This is a genomic window from Streptomyces daqingensis (assembly GCF_014645895.1).
Lineage (GTDB): Bacteria > Actinomycetota > Actinomycetes > Streptomycetales > Streptomycetaceae > Streptomyces > Streptomyces daqingensis.
The window spans coordinates 335686-355543 of sequence record NZ_BMMP01000001.1 but is presented as its reverse complement, the minus strand read 5'-3'; the positions used below and the strand labels follow the sequence as shown (position 1 = coordinate 355543).

The following is a 19858-nucleotide window of genomic DNA, read 5'->3' as shown; positions in this document are numbered from 1 at the left end:
AACTGTTCACCGTGCGGGAGGAGACCGGGTACGGCGAGTGGGTCTGGCTCAACGTGCTGTCCATGCTGGCGATCGTGCTGCTGCCGCGGCAGTGGCAGATGATCGTCGTGGAGAACGTCGACGAGGGCCACCTCAAGCGGGCGATGTGGCTCTTCCCGCTGTACCTGCTCGCGATCACCTTCTTCGTGCTGCCGATCGCCGCCGGCGGACTGCTGAAGTTCGGGAAGTCCGTGGACGCCGACACGTTCGTGCTCGCACTGCCGATGGCCGACGGCCCGCAGGTGCTCGCACTCCTCGTATTCATCGGCGGCATCAGCGCCGGCACCAGCATGATCATCGTCGAGACGATCGCGCTCAGCACCATGGTGTCGAACTCGCTCGTCATGCCGTTCCTGCTGCGCGTCCGGCCCCGGCTGACGCACCGGGCGGACGTCGCCGGACTGGTGCTCGGCATCCGCCGGGCGACGATCGTCCTGGTGCTGCTGCTCGGTTACTCGTACTTCCGGCTCGCCGGGGAGGGCCCGGCGCTGGGTTCCATCGGCACCGTGTCGTTCGCGGCGGTGGCACAGTTCGCGCCGGCGATCCTCGGCGGGCTGTTCTGGAAGGGCGGCACGCGTCACGGAGTGCTCGCCGGACTGCTGGCGGGGTTCGCGGTGTGGGCGTACACGCTGCTGCTGCCGATCTTCGCCGACGCCGGGTTGCTGCCCTCCTCCTTCGTACGCAACGGCCCGCTGGGCATCGAACTGCTCCGGCCGCAGCACCTGTTCGGCCTGTCGGGAATGGACCACATCAGCCACGCCATGTTCTGGAGCGCGCTGCTGAACATCGGCGCGTACGTCGGCGTCTCACTCGCGGGCAGACCCGGGCCGGCCGAGCGGACGCAGGCCCTGCAGTTCGTCGAAGTCCTCGCGGAGCCCGTCAGGGAGCGGCGGCGCTGGCAGACGCGTGCCACCGTCGGCGAGCTTCAGGCGCTGCTGGAGCGCTTTCTCGGGCGGGAGGGGGCGCGCCGCGCGATGAGCTCCTATCCGGGGAGGAAACCCGAGTCGCCGGCGGCCGAGGCGGCGCCGGAACTGGCCCACCACGCGGAAGCGCAGCTCGCCGGCTCGGTCGGCGCGGCGTCGGCGCGTCTCGCGGTCGACGCGGTCGCCGGCGAGGAGCACATCGGCACCGACGACGTCATGGAGATGATCGGTGAGGCATCGCAGCGGGTCGAACTGGTCCGGCGCCGGCTGAAGTTGCTGTACGACGCGACGGGCGGCATCGGCACGACCCTCGATGTGACCCACACGGCCGAGGAACTGGCGCAGGTCGCGGTGCCGCGCTTCGCCGACTTCGTCACCGTCGAGCTGGCCGAGTCCGTGCTGCGGGGTGACGAACCGGGGGTGAACGGCATCAGGGTCGGCTCCGGCGACGGCGACGGCGACGGCGGCACCCGGATGCGGCGCCTCGCCTACAGCGGCATCCGCGAGGACGCGCCGCTCTTCCCGGTCGGCGAAATGATCACCTTCGTGCCGTCGTCGCCTCCCGCCCGCAGCATCGAGAGCGGGCAGGCGATTCTGGTGCCCCGGCTCAGCGAGTCGCGGGGATGGCAGTCGATGGGCCACGACCGGGCCTCCCGCATCCTCGGCTACGGGATCCACTCGCTCATCACGGCTCCGCTGCCCGCCCGCGGCATGCTGCTGGGTGTCGTCAACTTCTGGCGGGCGGAGAAGCCCGAGCCCTTCGAGCAGGACGACCTGTTCCTCGCGGCCGAACTGGCGGCCCGCGCCGCCGTCTCCCTCGACAACGCCCGCCGGTACACGCGCGAGCACGCCACGGCGGTCGCCCTGCAGCGGAGCCTGCTGCCTCGCGCGCTGCCGGAGCAGAACGCCGTCGAGGTCGCCTCCCGTTACCTTCCCGCGCAGGAAGGGGTCGGCGGCGACTGGTTCGACGTCATCCCGCTGCCGGGTGCGAGGGTGGCGCTCGTCATGGGCGACGTCGTCGGGCACGGCCTGCACGCCGCCGCCACCATGGGCCGCCTCCGCACGGCGGTGCACAACTTCTCCGCTCTGGACCTGCCGCCCGACGAGATCCTCGGCCACCTCGACGAGCTGGTCACCCGCATCGACCAGGACGCCGTCGCCGCCGGTGACGAGACCACCGTCGCGGGCGTCACCTGCCTGTACGCGATCTACGACTCCGTCTCCCGCGTGTGCGCCGTGGCCAGGGCCGGCCATCCGACGCCCGCGCTCACCCACCCCGACGGCACGGTGCAGTTCCCGGACGTGCCGGCCGGCCTTCCCCTCGGCATCGGCGGACAGCCCTTCGAGACAGCCGAGTTGCGGCTTCCCGAGGGCAGCAGGCTGGTCCTGTACACGGACGGACTCGTCGAGCGCCGCGAGCAGGACATCGACACCGGGCTCCAGCTGCTCCACGAGACCCTGGCGCGCGCCGACCAGTCGCCGGAGGAGACGTGCGACGCCGTCATCGACGCCCTCCTCCCGGAGTCCCAGAGCGACGACATCGCGCTCCTGGTGGCCCGTACGCGCGTGCTCGACGCCGGGCAGGTGGCCGAGTGGGACGTGGAGTCGGACCCCGCCGCGGTGCGCCGCGTACGCGCCGCCGTCGCCGAACTCCTCTCCGACTGGGGGCTCGAGGAGCTCGTGGACACCACGGAGCTGATCCTCAGCGAACTGACCACCAACGCCATGCGGCACGGCGCGGGACCCATCAACGTGCGGCTGCTCCGCGACCGCACGCTCTTCTGCGAGGTCTTCGACCACAGCAGCACCTCGCCGCACCTGCGCTACGCGGCCACCATGGACGAGGGCGGGAGAGGGCTGTTCCTCGTGGCCCAGCTCGCCGAACGCTGGGGCACCCGCTACACGGAGGACGGCAAGATCATCTGGGCCGAGCAGACGGTGCCCCGGCCGCCCGCCGGCTGACGGCCCCTCGTATGCGGCCTCCGATGGGCCTCCACCCGCTGCGGCAGCCGCGGGCAGAGGACTACGGGCGGGCCGACAGCCTGGACTGGACGTCAGTCGAGGCAGAACTCGTTGCCCTCGACGTCCTGCATCACCAGGCACGACTCGTCGACATCGTCGGCGGGCAGCAGCCACAGGCGTACCGCTCCGAGCGCGACCAGCCGCTCGCACTCGGCCTCGAGCACCGCCACGCGCTCCTCACCCACGAGACCGGTGCCGACCCGCACGTCCAGATGCACCCGGTTCTTGACGACCTTCCCCTCGGGAACACGCTGGAAGAACAGCCGCGGGCCCGCACCCGAGGGATCGGTGCATGCCGCCCACGCGCCCCGCTGCTCCGGGGGCATCTCACGCTCGGCCTCGCCCCAGGTGGCGAACCCCTCCGGTGGCGGCGGCAGCACGTATCCCAGCACTTCGCACCAGAAACGGGCGACGCGCCAGGGGTCCGCGCAGTCGAACGTGACTTGGAACTGCTTGATCGAAGACATCGGCGCACGCTAGCAAGGAGACACCGGCGCTTTCTCCGGTATTTTCCGGACCCGGACGTGCCGACACGGTGCCGAGGTTCCGGAATCGTCCGACCGCCCCCTGCCCTGTACCCGGATTCAGGCGGCCCGCGCCGCCGCGACTCCGACGCCGACCACTCATCCGAGGCGGTGACCCCGTGCCAGGTTCCGTGCCCTTCCCGCTGGAGCCCAGTCCGATCCACGTCCCCGAGGAGGCTCTGGAGGACCTCCGCACCCGGCTGCGGCTGACCCGCTGGCCGGACGACACCGGCAACGGCGACTGGTCCTACGGGGTGGGACGGGCCTTCCTCCAGGAGCTGGCCGAGTACTGGCGCGACGAGTACGACTGGCGGAAGGCCGAAGCCGGTCTCAACGCCTACGAGCACTACCGCACTGAAGTCGACGGCGTCCCCGTGCACTTCATGCGCAAGCCCGGCGTGGGCCCGGACCCCGTGCCGCTGATCCTCAGCCACGGCTGGCCCTGGACGTTCTGGCACTGGTCCAAGGTGATCGGGCCCCTCGCCGACCCGGCCGCGTACGGCGGCGATCCGGCCGACGCGTTCGACGTGATCGTGCCCTCCCTGCCGGGCTTCGGCTTCTCGACGCCGCTGCCGGACCATCCGGACATGAACTTCTGGAAGGCCGCCGACCTCTGGCACACCCTCATGACCCGCACCCTCGGGTACGGGAAGTACGCCGCCGCCGGCTGCGACATCGGCGGCCTGATCACCAGCCAGCTCGGCCACAAGTACCCCGGCGAGCTGTACGCGATCCACATCGGCTCCGGCCTGAACCTCGACTTCTTCACCGGGGACCGCGCCTGGGACCTCAGCCGCGGCAAGCCCCTTCCGGAGGGCCTGCCCGAGGACCTCCACCGGCAGTTCGTCGCCATGGAGCGCCGCAACGCCGTGCATCTGTGCGCCCACACCCTCGACCCCAGCACCCTCGCCTACGGCCTGACGGACTCCCCGGTGGGCATGCTGGCCTGGCTGCTGGAGCGCTGGTGGAGCTGGAGCGACTGCGGGGGCGACGTCGAGACGGTCTTCACCAAGGACGACCTGCTCACCCACGCGATGATCTACTGGGTGAACAACGCGATCGGCACGTCGGTCCGGTACTACGCCAACGCCAACCGCTACCCCTGGACGCCCGTCCACGACCGCCGCCCCGTCGTAGAGGCCCCCGTCGGGATCACCTTCGTCGGTTACGAGAATCCGCCCGGCGTCACCACCGGGCAGCGCGCAGGCTTCTGGTCCCGGATGCGCGAGGGCTGGTTCGACCCCGTCAACCTCACCGCCCACGACGAGGGCGGCCACTTCATCCCGTGGGAGGTCCCCGACGCCTGGGTCGGCGACCTGCGTCGCACCTTCCGCGGCCGCCGCTGAACGGCTTGTCGCCCCGGCGGACGGATCGGAGCGGTACGCACGTGGGGAGGGCATCGCCAGGTGCTCCTCCCGGGGCGGCGCTACAGTCGCCCCGCCATGCCGTGGCGACACTCGCGCAGCTCCGCGAGGTCCGCGAGGTCCGCGAGGTCCGCGAGGTCCGCGAGGTCCGCGAGGTCCGCGAGGTCCGCGAGGTCCGCGAGCAGATCCTGGACGCCGGATGGCCGGCCGGACAGATCGAGACGCTGCCCACGCAGTGGACGATGACAGCTCGCGATCCCGTCGGTCGCCCTGTGGACATCCGCGCCCATCGCCCACCCACCGCCGTCACCCACCGCTGACCAGCGACTGCCCCGGCTGCAGGGACAGGCCCCGACTCCGGTGCCCGGCCCTCGTCGTCGCCGGGGACCGGGACGACTCCCCGCTGTCGTCCTCGTCCGGCGGGCTACGTGGGCCCGTCTCCGTCAAACGCTCGGCGTCGAGGACGCCGGCTGGACGACGGTGCGGAAAAGTCTCCTGGACGGCGCCGCGCCCCTGGGCCGGATCGAACCAGGGTGAAAGGCGCCGCACCGTCGGCACCCCGTCCAGTACAGGCGGGTGGTCGGCCCATGTCCCGTGCCGGAGGGCCGAGTTCAGGAGACGACGTCCTTCCGGGCGAACCCGCGGAACGCGAAGGCGAACAGCACCAGGGCGTAAGTCACCGATACCGAACTCCCCTTCAGCATCCCGGCCCACTCCAGCTGGGGCTGCAGCGCGTCCGCCCACGCGTACTGCCAGTGGACGGGCAGGAACTCCCGCCAGGAACCGAGGGCTTCGACGGCGTCCAGCAGGTTGCCGACGATGGTCAGTCCCACCGCGCCGCCCACCGCGCCCAGCGGCGCGTCGGTGACCGTGGAGAGCCAGAACGCCAGGCCCGCCGTGACCAGTTGGGAGACGAAGACGAACGCGACGGCCAGCGCGAGCCTCAGCAGGGCGGCGTCCTCGGGGATCGAGCCGCCGGCCGGACTCCGGAGCGGCTGCCACCCGTAGGCGACCGTGCCCACGGCCAGGGACATCAGGGGCAGCAGCACGATCGCGGCCAGACTGAACGTCAGCGCGACCCTCAGCTTGCTCCACAGCAGCCGCGCGCGCGGCACGGGCGCCGCCAGCAGGTACCGCAGCGACGACCATCCGGCCTCCGAGGCCACGGTGTCCCCGAAGAACAGCGCCACGGGGACGACCAGCAGGAACCCGGCCGACAGGAACAGCGCCGACGTGGCGAAGTTGAGCCCGGAGGCGGTGGCGGTGTCCATCAGGTTGATCCGCCGCTCGCGGCCCGCCCCGTCACCCCCGTCGCCGTCGCCGCCGATCGCGAAGGCCAGGACGAGGACGAAGGGGAGGACGGCCAGGATCACCGCCACCACCGCGGTGCGGCGGCGGCGCAACTGCCGTACGGCCTCCACCCGGAAGGGCAGCGTGCGGCCCGGCCGGTAGCCGGACGCGGTTCCCGACTGGGCGGTCACGAGGTCTCTCCTTCGATGAGGGTGAGGAAGGCGTCCTCCAGGCGGCGTTGCGGCGCGAGGCCGTTCACCGGAATCTCCATCCCCACGAGTTCCGCGAGCAACTGGGACGGGCTCGCGCCGCTCAGCCGCACCAGCAGGCCGCCGTCGGCCCGTACGGCGGACAGCACGCCGGGCAGCCCGGCCACCTTGCCCAGCTCGGCGTCCCCGAGGGGCGGGCCGTCGACGCCGACGAGCAGCGTCTCGCCGGAGCCGGTGATCTCCTTGACCGCGCCTGCCTGCACGAGCCGTCCGCGGTCCATGACGACGAGATGGGTGCAGGACTGCTCGACCTCTGCCAGCAGGTGCGAGGAGACGATCACGGTGCGGCCCTGGGCGGCGTAGCGGATCATGACCTCGCGCATCTCGCGGATCTGCGGCGGGTCGAGCCCGTTGGTGGGCTCGTCGAGGATGAGCAGGTCCGGCATGCCCAGCATGGCCTGGGCGATGGCGAGCCGCTGCCGCATGCCCTGGGAGTACGTGCGCACCGCACGCTGCACGGCGTCCCCGAGCCCCGCGATCTCCAGTGCGTCGTCCATGCGGGCGTCTTCTGCGGGGCGCCCTGTGGCGGCCCAGTACAGCTCCAGATTGGCCCGGCCCGACAGGTGCGGGAGGAAGCCCGCGCCCTCGACGAAGGAGCCGACCCGGGAGAGCACCGGAGCGCCGGGGCGCACGGCCTGCCCGTAGAGGCGGATCTCGCCCGCGTCGGGCGTGACCAGCCCCATCAGCATGCGCAGGGCCGTGGTCTTGCCCGCGCCGTTCGGGCCGAGCAGCCCGAGCACCTGACCCTTCTCGACGCGGAAGGACAGGTCGCGTACGGCGTACCTGCCGGCGGACTTCGCGTAGCGCTTCGTCAACCCGGTGATCTGCAGGGGCACTTCGGCGAGCTCAGGGTCGGGAGCGGGGACCGGTGCGCGGCGGCGGACGGTCACCAGCAGGACCGCGGCGACGGCGCCCGCGAGCGGGAGCCCCCAGACCCAGGCGGGCAGCGGGGCGGCCTCCGTGCTGACGCCGTCGGCGGTGGGGACGCTCAGGCCGCCGGCCAGGGAGGCCCTGTACGAGCCGGGTTCGGCCGGGGAGGCGTAGCCGAGGTCGGTGGTGGCGAGGACCAGCCGCAGCCGGTGGCCCGCCTGGACCTCGTGGTCCACGGCGGGAAGCCGGATGTCCACGGTCCTGCCGCGCTGGGCGCCGCTGACGCGGACGGAGGAGACGAGCTGGGAGGGCAGGGTCGCTCGGCCGTCAGGCCCGACGTCGTACACCTTCGCGAAGAGCACGGCGTCGGCGTCGCTCTCGGACTTCACCCGCACCCTGGCGGTGGGAGAGCCGGTGACGCGCAGCGGACTCGTCAGCGGCCGGGAGTCGAACCGCGCGTGCTGGCCGGGGAAGTCGACGTTCAGGCCGCCGACGCCGAACGAGGACAGCTGCGAAAGCCCGCCGCCGAGGCTGGGAACGGAGGAGATCGAGGGCGGTCCCGCGCCCGGCGGGTTCTCGAAGCGCTTCTCCGCCGTGTCGAGGGCGACTTCGCGGGCTCCGCTGCGCAGCCCTGGATAGGAGGCGCCGGTCGCCCCCCGCGTCCGGACGGTGCCGTCGGTGGAGTCCACGCCTCCGGACTCCGTGATGCGGAAGGCCGGTCCGGTGTCGACGCTCTTGTCGCCCTTCAGGTGACGGTCGAACCAGGCTGCCGTGCGGGCGTCGAGGCGGGCGGTCTCCGGGTCGCCGCCGTCGTGGCCGCCCGCGAACCAGTCGACGGAGACGGGCGCGCCGTTGGCCCGTATCGCCTTGGCCATGGCGTCCGCCTGGCCGAGCGGGAAGAGGGAGTCGGCCTGGCCCTGGGCGATCAGTGCGGGCACCTTGATCCGGTCCCCCACCGAGGAGGGGCTGCGTGCCTCGAGGAGCCGGCGTGCGGCGCGGTCCGGCTCGCCGCTCACCGCCACCCGCTCGTACATCTCGCACAGTTCCGCCTCGAAACTGCCGCAGCCGCCCTGCGGAGAGCCGGAGTTGAAGAAGACCCCCGCCCAGAGCTTCTTGAAGACTCCGTCCGGGAACAGCGAGTCGGCGAGGTTCCAGTACGTCATCCGCGGCGCGATGGCGTCGACCCTGTCGTCGTGTCCCGCCGCGAGCAGCGCGATCGCACCCCCGTACGAGGCGCCGGTCATGCCGACCCGCGGATCGCCGTCCCCGTCGAGCAGCACCTCGGGACGCCGGGCCAGCCAGTCGATCAGCCGGGAGACGTCCGCGACCTCGTGCTCGGGGTCGTTCAGGCCGATCTCACCGGTCGAGTCCCCGAAGCCGCGCGCCGACCACGTCATTGCGGCGTAGCCCTGCCGGGCCAGGCTCTGCGCCTGCGCGCGCATGTCGTCCTTGTCGCCGCCGAATCCGTGGCCGAGCAGCACGACCGGCCGCTTCACGGAGCGGGGGCCCGAGGTGAAGTACGAGGCGTCGATCTTCGCGCCCGGCATGGCGAAGGTCCGGTCGGCCCGGTCGACCGGCGGCTCTTCCCCGGACGCCGTCGCGCTCCACGTGCCCGCACCGGAGAGCACTGCCACAGCGGCGACGCCGGCGAGCAGCGTTCTGCGGGCGCGGCGCGTCGTGCCGCGCAGCCGGTCCGGCCAGGTGACCGGCCGGTTTTCCCGGCTCTTTCGCAGATCCATGGTCGAACCCTAGAAGGACGGACGGCGGATTGCCGGGGTCTCCAGGTGGATTCCGGCTCGGCTCCCGGGCGTACGCGCACGCGCCCCCCTACAACCACCGCAGTACGGATGCGGGCCGGCAGCGGGGTCGGTACAACGGTCGCACGCCGGAACTCGGAACGGCCGGCGAGGGCGGATTGCTCGCCGGTGCGTACCGGAAGCGGTCATTGCCGTGCTGGCCGCCCGGCTCTCCGCGGAAGGAGAGCGCTCCCCTCGCTTCCGCCTTCCCCGGACAGCGAATTGAGCCGGAAACATGCGAGTTGGAGCAGGTTCTGCTGCCGTGAACTCCATAGGGCGCGGACAACTCGCGGCTCGGGGCGGTCGGGAACGTATAGCATCCGCGGCCATGACGAAGAGCGAAATGATTGCCGCACGCAGACCGGCGTACCTGTCCGACCTCGCCGACGGAACCGAGCGGTTCTTCGAAGCCCGCCGAGAGACCTGCCCTTGGTGCACGTCGGCGAAGCCGTTCAAGGTCGTGCTGCGCACCTCCGACGTCATACAGCACAAGCCGGGCCGATTCGTCCTGGAATCCTGCACGGACTGCGGGCATGTGTTCCAGAATCCGCGCCTGAACGCCGAAGGTCTCGAATTCTACTACCGGGACTTCTACGACGGACTCGGCGAACAGGACATGAACTCCACGCTCCAGTTCAACCGCTCGGGGCACGAGGGACGGGCCCGCATGGTCCTCGCCTCAGCAGGCACGCCCCAGCAGTGGCTCGACGTGGGCACCGGGCACGGCCACTTCCCGCAGGACGCCAAGACGGTGCTGCCGGAGACCGAGTTCGACGGACTCGACATGACGGAGGGCGTCCTGCTCGGCCAGCAGGAGGGGCGCATCCGCAAGGCCTACCACGGCAACTTCGTCGAACTCGCCGACGAGATCGCCGGCCAGTACGACGTGATCAGCATGTACCACTACCTGGAACACACCCTGGATCCGGGAGCGGAGATAGCAGCCGCCCGCAGGGCACTCCCCGCGGGCGGGTACCTCTCCATCGAGCTGCCGGACCCCGAATGCGCCTGGAACCGGCTGCTCGGCCGCTGGTGGACGCCCTGGCTGCAGCCGCAGCACCTCCACATGATGCCGATCGCGAACCTGCGCGCCCGGCTGACGGATCTGGGGTTCACCGTGGTCGCCGAGCAAAGGGCCGAACCGCACATCGCAACGGACGCGGTGAACGCGGCGCTCCTTCTCGTGAACGCCGCCACGATCTCCGGAGAGGACCTGGCCTGGCGCGCGGCTCCGCCGTCACGCCTCCGCAAGGCGCTGCGCAAGGCGGCGTTCCTGGTGAGCCTGCCCGTCGTGGTGTCCGCGCTGCTGGTCGACCGCCTCGTCGCGCCGATCGGACGCAAGCGCGGCATGTCCAACACCTACCGGGTGCTGGCCCGCCGCACGTCCTGACGATGCGACGGCCCGGGACGTACGACGGCGACGGAAGGCGCAGTGCGCGGGCCGCGGATTCCGCCAGCCGTCACGCCGCTCCCGGCAGTGCTCCGCCGGGCGGGGCTGCCCGGCCGGCACGAGCGGCCGGGCAGGGCCGGTGCGGCACCGCATTCCAGGGTGCCGAAAGGGGTCAGTGGGCCTCTTCGTATGCCTGGCGGATGTGAGCCGGCACCCGTCCCCTCTCGTTGACGTTGTGGCCCTGGCTCTTCGCCCATTCGCGAATCTTCGCCGTGTCCTTCGCGCCCGCGGAGGAGGACCGGGTGGCCGCCCCGCCGCCCTTTCGGCTCCGCTTGATGCGCCGGCCCTTTTCCATGTAGGGGGCCAGGGCGTTCATGAACTCGGCGTGGTTCTTGTCGTTGAGATCGATCTCGAAATCCGTGCCGGCCACGGAGAACTGCACGTTCGTGACGTCTTCGGACTCCTCACCCGTAATGTCATCGATGAGGAGAGTCACGACCCGCTGCGCCATGTTGGGTTCCTTCCGGGATCATCTGAAGAAGAAGCTACATATTGACCGCTGCGGAACTGCCCGTCAATTCCTGTTGCGTCGAGGCCACTTGTAGCACACAGCCGTAATAGGCTGGCCGGCCGGGCGGCAGCACTGCCATTTCTCACCCGCCGCGCAGGAAAGTTCTTCTGTCGGCGGAGAGCATCCTCACGCCGGGGCCGCATTCCTGCCGGGCCCGCGCACACGCAACCGCCCTTGCTGCGGAGGCGGCGGCCGGGCCCGTTCGCGGCGGCGCAAGCGCGGTTCAAGGAACCAATTCCCGGACTTCCCGAGGGACTTCCGCCGCCTTCCCGCGGACATCGGGAGGGCCCCTCCCGAACGCTTGAGTTCTAGTGGTCGTCGCAACACCCAGCTCTGGGGATGCGATGGACTTCGAGGTTCGCAGGGACAGGAAGCCGCAGGGCAGGAGGAAGCTGACCCGTGAGCAGGCGGCATACTTCCAACTCATGCAGCGGGGCTACAGCAGCGAGGAAGCCCGTAGGATCGTCGGCATCGATGTGCGGACCGGCAAGAAGTGGCGCAACGGAAGCCATGCTCGGGGCACACACCTGTCGGTCCACACCCGCGAGGAACCTGGACCGCGTCGCCGCCGAGCTCAACAGCCGCCCACGCAAGACGCTCGGCTGGGAAACCCCAGCCGAGCGTCTGTCCTAAACTTCTCGCGGCCTGATCAACACGACCAGGTGTTGCAACGACCCCTCGAATTCGCCCGCCGGGAGGGGCCCTTTCCGCGTGCGTGCCGGTGTGACCTCAGCGCACTCCCACGGACCTCAGCGCGGCCTTCTGGCGCGCCGTGATCTCACGGGGGAAGTAGAGGTAACACACGCCGCCCGTACCGGACTTGACCTTGCCGTCCGCGTCCTTGCGCTTGGTGCGCAGCCAGATGTTCTCCCACTGGCGCCGCTTGTAGACGTTGCGGACCGCGTCGTTGTCCTCGGAGGCCGGGTCGTTCGCGATGACGTCGCCGTCGTCGGTGAAGCCGACGACCGTCATGAGGTGCCCCGCCGTTCCGTAGCCCGCGCCGTCGAGTTCGGACTCGATGAAGGACTGCGACGTGATGAGGGGGATACCGGCCGCGATGAGGCGCTCGGCGTCCGTCAGGCTCTCCAGGCGGGTGACGACACCTTCCATGCCGCGGTACGTCGCCGCGTAGGCCGCGTTGAACGGCCAGTTCCCGCACCCCTCGTACTGGTAGTCGAAGGCATGGCGCGCGGCGTGGCACACCTGAGGGTCCTCGTACGACGGGTCGACCCACTCCAGGTCCTCCGCCGACGGCTTGCGCCCCCAGTACTCGATGATCATCTGCGAGGAGGTCGGGCTGCACCAGGCCTCGCCGCCGCCGTCGTACTCCGGGTACTGGCCCTTGTGGATCTCCTGCGAGTAGGGCGGCACGTCCAGCTCGACGCCGCGCGGCAGGCTGGGCTCGGAGGCGGGGACCTCGAACCGGTCGGGAACGTCGGAGCACATGGCGCTCAGACGCCACACGGCCGGCTCGGCGCCGCTGGCGAGGGCTCGGTACAGCGTCAGACGCACCTGGTACGCGATCACCCGCAGGCCGCTCGCCGGGTCGTCGACGGCGAGCGTGTCCGTCCAGACGCTGGCCTTGTCGTCGCTCTGGTCGTCGACGGAGGTGCGGCGCGGCACGTCCTCGCCGTCGCCGGCGGTCCAGATGCCCATCGTGAACCACGGCGACTTCGTGCCGTCGGAGTAGAGGCCCTTGAGCTCGATGCGGAGCCAGGTGCCGGCGGGGGTGTGCGCGTTCCAGGACGTGATGATCTCGCCCGCGTCCACACCCGCCTCGCGCAGCGGCGAGGTCCACGTGGCGTACTCCCACGTCTCCGTCTTGTCGGTGTGGGGGTCCTTGTACTTGGCGGTGCCCTGCGGCCTCTCGAAGACGATGCGGGGACGGCCCGAGTTGACGGCGCGTACGCCCTCAGCCTTGCCCTCCGCCCAGTCGCGGTAACGGTGCCAGCTGTGCAGCGAGACGTGCGACGCACCGCCGCCCGCCCGTGTGCCCGCCCCGGCGCCCGTGCTCAGCCCGGCGGCGGCCGCGGGCTGTCCGGCCGCGACGCCGGCTGCGGTGGCTACGGCGGCAGCCAGGACGGTTCGGCGCGTGGCGGGTCTGCTGTTCATGGCCATAGATCCCTCAACTCGGTTCCCATGCGGCGTCAGGTGCGCGTCAGACTGCCACTATCCCCGCTGCGGCGCCCCCCGTGCCAGGGATCGGCCCGCCGAACGCACCCACCAATATTGGTTTGGACCACTGCGCAGCCCCGGAGGGGGCGGTTCCCGCGCGGGCCGTACGCTGAATGCGATGCCCCGGCAAGCGGACCCTCACACCGTCCTGGACCCCGTCTCCCTCGCCGCGGAGCTGTCCGCCGCACCCCCCTCGTGCGGGCCTGTGCGGCTCGTGGCGGTGGACGGGCACGCCGGGTCGGGCAAGACGACGTTCGCGGGCGTGCTGTCCGCCCGTCTGGACGGTGCACCCGTGCTGCATCTGGACGACTTCGCCACTCACGCGTCCTTCTTCGGCTGGACCGCACGCTTCGCGGAGCACGTCCTCACCCCCTTCGCCGGGGGCCGCCCCGCGCACTACGTCCGCTACGACTGGGCGCAGGGCCGCTTCCCGCCGCCCCCGGACGCGGCCGGCACCGCTCCCGCCGCCCCTGTCGTGCTCATCGAGGGCGTGGGGGCGGGACGGTGCGAGCTGCGCCCGCATCTCGCGGGGCTGCTGTGGATGGACGTCGCTCCGGAGGAGGCGCGGAGGCGCGGAAGGCGGCGGGACGGTACGGAACTGTCCGGATTCTGGGACGAGTGGACGCGTGCGGAGACTACGCATTTCGCCGAGGACCCCTCGTATTCGTATGCGAATTACGTGGTGCGTCGGGGGGCGCAGGGATACGAGGTGCGCAGGGGGCCCGCGAGACAGCGCTGACAGCTCCAACTCGTCACGCACCGTTACGCGTTGGGCGTTCGTAAGGCCCCTCTCCCGGACAGTCGCGCAGAGTCGCTTGACCCGGGGACCCCACAGGAATTACTTTTCCAGAAGGCGATCCGTACAGGTCGCCCGCAGACGCGAAGCCCCCGGTTGTTCCCCCGTGATCGGGGGCTTCGTCCTGTCCGCACACGGGCCGTCGATGAATTCTCCGGCCCCGCGCTCACCGTACGTCACCACATCAGTCCGGAGCGCAGCCTTCCACTTCGGCGCCCCCAGGGCTCCCGCGACGGCCTTCGGAGGCGACGACCCCGCAGGTACGATGCTTGGGGGCGGCGGACATCGGGCAAACCAGGGTCAGCCGACCCCAAATCCCGCCCGGAGTACGGACGTTCGTCCGGCACCTCGTCCGGTCGAACGGTGATGGGGCGCCCGGGGCCCGCTCCCCGGACGCAGGCGGGCGGCCGTCGGCGGATGACGGGGGGACGTTTCGTGGGGGACGTGATGGACTACGGCAGGCAGAGCGGCGGTCCGCACATCCACGCACCCGCCGACCTCGCCTGGCTGCGCGGGGTGGACGCCTACACGGTGGGCCAGTACACCCAGGCCGAGGAGGAGTTCCACACCGCCGTACGGCTCGATCCCGGAATGGCCGACGGCTGGCTGGGACTCCACGCCCTGCGCGCCGACACCCCGACGGCCCTTCTCCACATGTACCAGCACCGCCGCCGCTTCGGCGAGCAGCGCGAACGCTACGCGCGCAACCTCAACTCCTGGTACTGGCTGGGCTGGTGGGTACAGCCGGTGCTCGAGAGCGAGCGCGACCTGCTCCTCGCCCACGCCTCGCACTGGCTCGACGGACGCCACGTCGCGGAACTCGACCGGGCGCTCGCCGACTGCCCGCCCGTGGAGACCGATCCGCAGGTGCGCTTCCTGCACGCCTGCCGCGCCTACCTCGCCAAGGACTGGGAGCGGCTCGTCGCCCACACCGAACCCCTCGTCGAGGACCCGCTCCTGGGCATCGAGGCCGGCCTGTTCGCCGGGATGGCCCGCGTGCGGCTGGAGATGTACGGGCAGGCCGAGCCGCTGCTCGCCTCGGCCCTGATGCGCTGCCGCAGCGAACAGCCCCAGCGCAAGGAGCTGCGCTACTGGCTGGCACGGGCAAGGGAGGGGACCGGTCGCAGCGCCGCGGCGCTGCCGCTCTACCGCGCCGTGCACCGGATCGACCCGGCCTTCATGGACACCGCCGCGCGGCTGACGGCCATCGCCGAGAGCGACGGTCTCGGCGACTCCGGCGACGTGGCCGCCACGATCGCGCTCGCGGGAACGGGCGGCGGGCGCGGCGGCCTCGACGGGACGGACGGGCCGCCCGGCGGGCTGGAGCCCGGCCAGGACGCCGGCGACCTCCCGGCCGCGGACGGTCCGCTCGCCGGGCCCGCCGGGGCGCCCGGCTTCGACGCAGCGGATCCCGCCGAGAGCGCGGACCCCGACCTGGACCCGCTGGCCGACGCGCTGAACCTGGAGGACTCGGGCGACCCGGCGGAGCCCGTACGGGTGGATTCCGACGCGGTGCGGAACCGTATCGCCGCCCATGCTGCGGACTCCGGCACGGACCGCGTGCTGGCGGGCCCCTCCGACCCGGTCCTGCTCGCCCAGGCGCTGGACGAACTGGAGCGGATGGTCGGCCTGGAGCCCGTCAAGCGCCAGGTGCGGGCCCTCTCGGCCCAGCTCCACATGGCGCGGCTGCGTGCCGCCCAGGGTCTGCCGGTTCAGCCGCCGAAGCGGCACTTCGTCTTCTCCGGCCCGTCGGGGACGGGCAAGACGACGGTGGCACGCATCCTCGGCCGCGCGTTCTACGCGCTGGGACTCCTGGGCGGCGACCATCTGGTGGAGGCCCAACGGGCCGATCTCGTAGGGGAGTTCCTCGGACAGACGGCCGTGAAGGCCAACGAGCTCATCGACTCGGCGCTGGGCGGCGTGCTGTTCGTCGACGAGGCGTACGCGCTCGCCAACTCCGGCTACAGCAAGGGCGACGCGTACGGCGACGAGGCTCTGCAGGTGCTGCTGAAACGGGCGGAGGACAACCGCGACCAGCTCGTCGTCATCCTCGCCGGCTACCGGGAGGGCATGGACCGCCTGCTGGCGGCCAATCCGGGCCTGTCGTCGCGCTTCACTACGCGTGTGGACTTCCCCAGCTACCGCCCGCTGGAACTGACCGCGATCGGCGAGGTCCTGGCGGCGGAGAACGGCGACGTGTGGGACGAGGAGAGCCTCGAGGAGATGCGCAGCATCAGCGGCCACGTCGTCGACCAGGGCTGGGTCGACGAACTGGGCAACGGCCGTTTCCTGCGCACCCTCTACGAGAAGAGCTGCGCGTACCGCGACCTGCGGCTCTCCGGGTATCCGGGCACGCCTACGCGCGAGGACCTGTCCACGCTGCGGCTTCCCGACCTGATGCAGGCCTACGGTGAGGTGCTCTCCGGGCGAGGCCCCGACGGGCCGCGCCCCGACCCGCCCTCCCCGCTGGGCTGAGCCGACGACACGCCCCTCGGGGCTCAGCCGGCCGGGACCTCCGACGCGGCTTTCTCCGCCACACCCGTGGAACTCCCGCCGCCCGTACTGGAATCGGCCGCTGCCGCCGCAGAACCGGACGTGCGCTGCTTCGGCGGCGCCCCCGTCGGTTCGTGAGCCGGGTCGTGCACCTCTCCGACCAGCATCTCCAGCACGTCCTCCAGCGCCGCGAGGCCCAGCACCCGCCCCGAGGCGTCGGCGACCGCCGCCAGGTGGGAAGCGGCACCGCGCATCGCCGCGAGCGCGTCGTCCAGGGGCAGTTCGGCCCGGAGCGTGGCCATGGACCGCCACAGATGCTGCGGCACGGCACGCTCGTGCTCCGTGAGGTCCAGCACGTCCTTCACGTGCAGGTACCCCATGAACGCGCCGCCGGGGGCGCAGATCGGGAAGCGCGAGTATCCGGTGCGCACCGTCAGTTCCTCGACCTGGCGCGGCGTGACGTCCGGCGGGACGGTCACCAGGGACGTGCGGGCGAGCAGCACGTCCGTGACGGGCCGGGAGCCCAGCTCCAGGGCGTCGGAGAGCCGTTCGTGCTCCTCGTGGTCCAGGAGCCCCGCCTGCCGGGAGTCGGCGAGCAGGTCGGTGAGCTGCTCGCTGGTGTAGACGGCTTCGACCTCGTCCCGCGGCTCGACGTGGAAGAGCCGCAGGATCCACTTGGAGCAGCTGCCGAGGGACGCGGTCACGGGACGGCACAGCCGCGCGAAGCCGACGAGACCGGGGCTCAGCCACAGCGCGGTGCGCTCCGGAGCGGCCATCGCCAGGTTCTTCGGGACCATCTCGCCGATGACGAGGTGCGCGGAGACGACGACGGCCAGCGCGACGACGTACCCGACGGGGTGGACGAGCGCCTCGGGCAGCCGCACCGCGTGGAAGAGGGGCTCCAGCAGGTGCGCGATGGTGGGTTCGGCGACCGCGCCGAGCGTCAGCGAGCAGATCGTGATGCCGAACTGCGCGGCCGCCATCATCTGCGGCAGGTTCTCCAGGCCGGTGAGCACCTTGCGGGCTCGTGCCGATCCACCGGCGGCCAGCGGTTCGATCTGGCTGCGGCGCACGGAGACCAGCGCGAACTCGGCGCCCACGAAGAAGCCGTTGCCCAGCACCAGAAGGGCCGCGAAGAGGAGTTGCAGGGTGCTCACCGGGTGCTCCCCTCGGCCTGCCGGTGCGGTCGGTGCGGCTCGGCGGGAGCCGCTTCGCGTACGGACGGCCCCGCAGGGCGTGCGCCGTCGTCCGCCTTGACGATCCGGACGCGTTCGGCCCGGTGGTGGCTGACGTGCCGTACCCGCAGCTGCCAGCCGGGGGCGTCCGGCCCGCCGCCGAGGACGGCGACGTCCCCGGGGGCGGGGATCCGTCCGAGCCGGTCGGCGACGAGCCCGGCGACGGTCTCGTACGGGCCCTCCGGCGCCTGGAGGCCGATCCGGCTCAGCATGTCCACGCGGCAGCCGCCGTCCGCCTCCCAGGCGGGCCGGCCCTCCGGGTCGGGCGGGGCGGGAGCGAGGGCCGGCACGTCGTCCCCGTCGTGCTCGTCGCGCACTTCGCCTACCAGTTCCTCGACGATGTCCTCGAGAGTGACCACGCCCGCCGTACCGCCGTACTCGTCGACGACGACGGCGATGGGCGCCTCGCGGCGCAGCCGCTCCAGCAGCGGCTGCACGGGCAGCGACTCCGGGACCTGCAGCACCGGTGCCGTGATCCGCGTGACGGGAGTGCGCAGCCGCTCCCCGGCGGAGACGGCGAGGGCGTCCTTGAGGTGGGCGATTCCCGTGATCTCGTCGAGCCGCTCGCGGTAGACGGGGAAGCGGGAGTGTCCCGTGGCGCGGGTGAGGTTGAGGACGTCCTCCGCCGTCGCGCCGGTCTGCAGGGCGCAGACCCGCACGCGGGGCGTCATCACGTGCTGCGCGGTCAGGCCGGCCAGGGAGAGGGTCCGCACGAAGAGGTCGGCGGTGTCCTGCTCGATGGCGCCCGCGCGTGCGGAGTGCCGCGCGAGGGAGACCAGTTCGCCGGGTGTACGGGCGGACGCCAGCTCCTCGGCGGGCTGCACGCCGAACAACCGGACGATGCGGTTGGCGACGGCGTTGAGCAGGGTGATCAGCGGCCGGAACGCGGCGGAGAAGAGCCGCTGGGGGCGTGCGACGAAGCGCGCGACCTGCATCGGCCGGGAGACGGCCCAGTTCTTGGGGACCAGTTCGCCGACCACCATCTGCAGCGCCGAGGCGAGCAGCATGCCGATCATGACGGCGACGCCGGGGACCAGCCCCGCGGGAAGCCCGGAGGCCGCGAGCGGAGGGCCCAGGAGGCGTGCGAGGGCTGGTTCGGAGAGCATGCCGACGACCAGCGACGTGAGGGTGATGCCGAGTTGCGTCCCCGAGAGCTGGAAGGACAGCTCGCGCAGGGCGGCGGTCACGGCGCGTGCCCTGCGGTCGCCTTCGGCGGCGGCACGTTCGGCTTCCGGGCGTTCCACGGTGACGAGGCCGAACTCGGCGGCGACGAAGAAGCCGTTGGCCAGGATCAGCAGGAAGGCTGCGGCGAGAAGTACGAGCGGGAGGGTCATGCTGTGGCTCCCCCGACGGGCAGGGCAGGCACAGCGCAGGTACTACAGGACGATCCGTCCATCGCTGACGGTGGTCACTCCTCGGGTAGGGGGTCAGAGCGGGGCCGCGGCCGAGTGGGTCATTCCCCGGATCGCCGCCCCGACCAGAGTAATCACCTTCGTGCGGGCCGCGGCAGGGGCGACGCCGGGGTGAATCGGTTCTGCCCGGGGAACGGGGAGGACGGCTCGAGGCGCCGCCGGTCGCGCGGGGCCGCCGTCCCGCCCGCCGGGCGTCCGGCACGGAGCGGAGCGCCCGGTCCTGCTCGGGGTCAGCGCACGGGGTCTCCAGTGCCGTGTTCGAGCGCCAGGGCGCGCAGTGCGGCGGCGTCGTCGATCGCCTGCTGCTTCGCGATGCCCGGCTGGATCCCCATCGCGGGAAGGCTGGTGCCGTCGGCGAGGTCGAGGGCGACCCACGGGTCGCCGGCACGGAGCCGCACGGCCAGCACTTCCGCCCATTCGAGACGCCTCGTGGTCGTCAGGTTGACGACGGTCACCCCCTTCTCGTCCGCGGTGACGCGGGGGCGCGAGAGAAGCAGGAGCACGCCGAAGAAGAGGAGTCCGGTCACGATGAAACTGACCCGCTCACCCGGCGCCGTCGTCGCCGACGGCAGGAGCAGGGCGATCACGACGAGCACGGAGCCCTGCAGGACGCCCACGGTGAGGAGGACGGCGCGCGTGCGCGTGGGGCGGAACGTAACGGGCAGCTCGGGCAGTTCGGTCATGCGCGG

General features: G+C 71.7%; 13 protein-coding genes and 2 pseudogenes. 7 read left to right on the top strand and 8 right to left on the bottom strand.

Annotated elements, in window-relative coordinates; all coding sequences use genetic code 11:
• Positions 1 to 1199: 1199 nt before the first annotated feature.
• Positions 1200 to 2924, top strand: a pseudogene (locus IEY56_RS01575) (SpoIIE family protein phosphatase); the annotation flags it as partial.
• A 92-nt stretch (positions 2925 to 3016) separates the two neighbouring features.
• Here IEY56_RS01575 and IEY56_RS01570 read toward each other — a convergent pair.
• The gene (locus IEY56_RS01570) at positions 3017 to 3451 is read right to left on the bottom strand and encodes a VOC family protein (RefSeq protein WP_189035197.1); all 435 of its coding nucleotides are present in this window, start codon (positions 3449 to 3451) and stop codon (positions 3017 to 3019) included.
• 176 nt (positions 3452 to 3627) lie between these two features.
• Here IEY56_RS01570 and IEY56_RS01565 point away from each other — a divergent pair, with 176 nt between their 5' ends.
• Entirely contained in the window at positions 3628 to 4854 is a 1227-nt protein-coding gene (locus tag IEY56_RS01565) for an epoxide hydrolase family protein (RefSeq protein ID WP_189035196.1), read from the top strand.
• A 101-nt stretch (positions 4855 to 4955) separates the two neighbouring features.
• Entirely contained in the window at positions 4956 to 5192 is a 237-nt protein-coding gene (locus IEY56_RS01560; RefSeq protein WP_189035379.1) for a hypothetical protein, read from the top strand.
• A gap of 291 nt (positions 5193 to 5483) precedes the next feature.
• Here the strand turns inward: IEY56_RS01560 and IEY56_RS01555 are convergent, their stop codons facing one another.
• Together IEY56_RS01555 and IEY56_RS01550 are read right to left on the bottom strand one after the other, a co-directional pair.
• Positions 5484 to 6353: an ABC transporter permease gene (locus IEY56_RS01555; RefSeq protein ID WP_189035195.1), complete on the bottom strand. Its 870-nt coding sequence runs from the start codon at positions 6351 to 6353 to the stop codon at positions 5484 to 5486.
• Positions 6350 to 9040: an alpha/beta fold hydrolase gene (locus tag IEY56_RS01550; protein ID WP_189035194.1), complete on the bottom strand. Its 2691-nt coding sequence runs from the start codon at positions 9038 to 9040 to the stop codon at positions 6350 to 6352. The genes IEY56_RS01555 and IEY56_RS01550 overlap by 4 nt, the downstream gene beginning before the upstream one ends.
• A 385-nt stretch (positions 9041 to 9425) precedes the next feature.
• On the opposite strand from IEY56_RS01550, the gene IEY56_RS01545 reads away from it, so the two are divergent.
• The gene (locus tag IEY56_RS01545) at positions 9426 to 10487 is read left to right on the top strand and encodes a class I SAM-dependent methyltransferase (RefSeq protein ID WP_189035193.1); all 1062 of its coding nucleotides are present in this window, start codon (positions 9426 to 9428) and stop codon (positions 10485 to 10487) included.
• A 172-nt stretch (positions 10488 to 10659) separates the two neighbouring features.
• Here the strand turns inward: IEY56_RS01545 and IEY56_RS01540 are convergent, their stop codons facing one another.
• A complete protein-coding gene (locus tag IEY56_RS01540) occupies positions 10660 to 10998 on the bottom strand; it encodes a histone-like nucleoid-structuring protein Lsr2 (protein WP_189035192.1) in 339 nt (112 codons plus the stop codon).
• A 404-nt stretch (positions 10999 to 11402) separates the two neighbouring features.
• Here IEY56_RS01540 and IEY56_RS29180 point away from each other — a divergent pair.
• A pseudogene (locus IEY56_RS29180) lies at positions 11403 to 11574 on the top strand (IS30 family transposase); the annotation flags it as partial.
• A gap of 213 nt (positions 11575 to 11787) precedes the next feature.
• Here IEY56_RS29180 and IEY56_RS01535 read toward each other — a convergent pair.
• Complete coding sequence (locus IEY56_RS01535; protein WP_189035191.1) at positions 11788 to 13170, bottom strand: C39 family peptidase; 1383 nt, start codon at positions 13168 to 13170, stop codon at positions 11788 to 11790.
• Between the two features lie 181 nt (positions 13171 to 13351).
• Here IEY56_RS01535 and IEY56_RS01530 point away from each other — a divergent pair, with 181 nt between their 5' ends.
• Both IEY56_RS01530 and IEY56_RS01525 read left to right on the top strand, forming a co-directional pair.
• Complete coding sequence (locus tag IEY56_RS01530) at positions 13352 to 13972, top strand: uridine kinase family protein (RefSeq protein WP_189035190.1); 621 nt, start codon at positions 13352 to 13354, stop codon at positions 13970 to 13972.
• Between the two features lie 504 nt (positions 13973 to 14476).
• A complete protein-coding gene (locus IEY56_RS01525) occupies positions 14477 to 16504 on the top strand; it encodes an AAA family ATPase (protein WP_189035357.1) in 2028 nt (675 codons plus the stop codon).
• Positions 16505 to 16527: 23 nt separating this feature from the next.
• Here the strand turns inward: IEY56_RS01525 and IEY56_RS01520 are convergent, their stop codons facing one another.
• The 3 genes from IEY56_RS01520 to IEY56_RS01510 form a co-directional block, all read right to left on the bottom strand.
• On the bottom strand, positions 16528 to 17679 hold the full coding sequence (locus IEY56_RS01520) for a hemolysin family protein (RefSeq protein WP_189035189.1): 1152 nt from the start codon (positions 17677 to 17679) through the stop codon (positions 16528 to 16530).
• Positions 17676 to 19091, bottom strand: coding sequence for a hemolysin family protein (locus tag IEY56_RS01515; protein WP_189035188.1), 1416 nt, complete (start codon positions 19089 to 19091; stop codon positions 17676 to 17678). Before IEY56_RS01515 ends, IEY56_RS01520 begins: the two co-directional genes overlap by 4 nt.
• A 308-nt stretch (positions 19092 to 19399) precedes the next feature.
• On the bottom strand, positions 19400 to 19852 hold the full coding sequence (locus IEY56_RS01510; RefSeq protein WP_189035187.1) for a PH domain-containing protein: 453 nt from the start codon (positions 19850 to 19852) through the stop codon (positions 19400 to 19402).
• Positions 19853 to 19858: the final 6 nt, after the last annotated feature.

Excerpts from the sequence above, each read along its gene's own strand:
- IEY56_RS01550 (WP_189035194.1), bottom strand. The coding sequence starts at position 9,040 with ATGGATCTGCGAAAGAGCCGGGAAAACCGGCCGGTCACCTGGCCGGAC.
- IEY56_RS01525 (WP_189035357.1), top strand. The coding sequence starts at position 14,477 with ATGGACTACGGCAGGCAGAGCGGCGGTCCGCACATCCACGCACCCGCC.
- IEY56_RS01515 (WP_189035188.1), bottom strand. The coding sequence starts at position 19,091 with ATGACCCTCCCGCTCGTACTTCTCGCCGCAGCCTTCCTGCTGATCCTG.
- IEY56_RS01570 (WP_189035197.1), bottom strand. The coding sequence starts at position 3,451 with ATGTCTTCGATCAAGCAGTTCCAAGTCACGTTCGACTGCGCGGACCCC.
- IEY56_RS01535 (WP_189035191.1), bottom strand. The coding sequence starts at position 13,170 with ATGAACAGCAGACCCGCCACGCGCCGAACCGTCCTGGCTGCCGCCGTA.
- IEY56_RS01540 (WP_189035192.1), bottom strand. The coding sequence starts at position 10,998 with ATGGCGCAGCGGGTCGTGACTCTCCTCATCGATGACATTACGGGTGAG.
- IEY56_RS01530 (WP_189035190.1), top strand. The coding sequence starts at position 13,352 with ATGCCCCGGCAAGCGGACCCTCACACCGTCCTGGACCCCGTCTCCCTC.
- IEY56_RS01510 (WP_189035187.1), bottom strand. The coding sequence starts at position 19,852 with ATGACCGAACTGCCCGAGCTGCCCGTTACGTTCCGCCCCACGCGCACG.
- IEY56_RS01545 (WP_189035193.1), top strand. The coding sequence starts at position 9,426 with ATGACGAAGAGCGAAATGATTGCCGCACGCAGACCGGCGTACCTGTCC.